The 1009-nt window shown below is 46.3% G+C and carries 1 protein-coding gene and 1 tRNA gene; both read left to right on the forward strand.

The features are described from left to right. Nucleotides 1-67: 67 nt before the first annotated feature. Entirely contained in the window at nt 68-793 is a 726-nt protein-coding gene (locus Q8K48_06440; protein MDP1852035.1) for an SIMPL domain-containing protein, read from the forward strand. Nucleotides 794-932: 139 nt separating this feature from the next. Next, nucleotides 933-1005, forward strand: a tRNA-Glu gene (locus tag Q8K48_06445). Nucleotides 1006-1009 lie beyond the last annotated feature (4 nt).

Here is a 1009-nt window from a genome sequence, read left to right on the forward strand (position 1 = left end):
TACAAATTCTCCCACTATTCTCAGGAATCTTTAACGCTCTTTACAACTAATACACGATACTTAATACATGAAAACTACATCATTTCGAAGAATCGCAGCCCTATCCATTGCTTTCTCACTCATCGGAGGCGTAACTCTTGCTATGCCTGCGATTGCAGCAGAACCTACAGTTCGATATATCGCGGTCAGTGCTACCGGAACGACATTGGTTGTTCCAGATGCAGTGCGGATCGATGCAACTGTTTCGGTGCTTGCAAAAACCACTAAAGAAGCACTTGCCGCATCCTCAACATCGGCATCTGCTGTTCGCCGTGCATTGACTGCAGCAAAAATCGCTGCTAAAGATCTTGCAACACAATCTGCAACTGTTTATCCAGAGTATTCATACCCACAAGATGGAAGTGCACCAGTACTAAGTGGCTACCGGGCATCACAGAGTTTTAATATTACAGTACGTGCAGCTTCGACAGCAGGTGCAGTAATTGATGCAATCGTTGATGCCGGTGGAAATAATATTCTGATAAATGGTGTGAGCCCTTTTGTCATCAATGATGACAAGGCAACCGATGTAGCCCGTGGACTCGCAGTTGCACGTGCCAAAGCAAAGGCAAAATCATATGCAAAACTCCTGGGCATTAAACTCGGCAAAGTGATTTTCCTTGAAGAGACATCAGCACCTATTTCCTACCCAATCTACTCAGTTTCAACAAAGGCTGAAGATTCAGCAACTCAGATCGACTTGGGACAACAGAAAGTCGCAGTTTCTGTCTCAGTTCGCTGGGCAATCGGCTAACTATTCACTCTTACAAATAGGAGCATCCGTGTCTAGGGTAATTCTTAGACATTGGTGCTCCTTTTTTTGTATGTTCATCTTTGAAAAACCTGAGTTTGGTCGCGCGCTCAATGGCAGGTACGATTGCCAAGCCTCAAACGTCCCCATCGTCTAGGGGCCTAGGACATCGCCCTTTCACGGCGGTAACACGGGTTCGAATCCCGTTGGGGGCACGCA

It is taken from the genome of Candidatus Planktophila sp., assembly GCA_030681675.1.
GTDB lineage: Bacteria > Actinomycetota > Actinomycetes > Nanopelagicales > Nanopelagicaceae > Planktophila.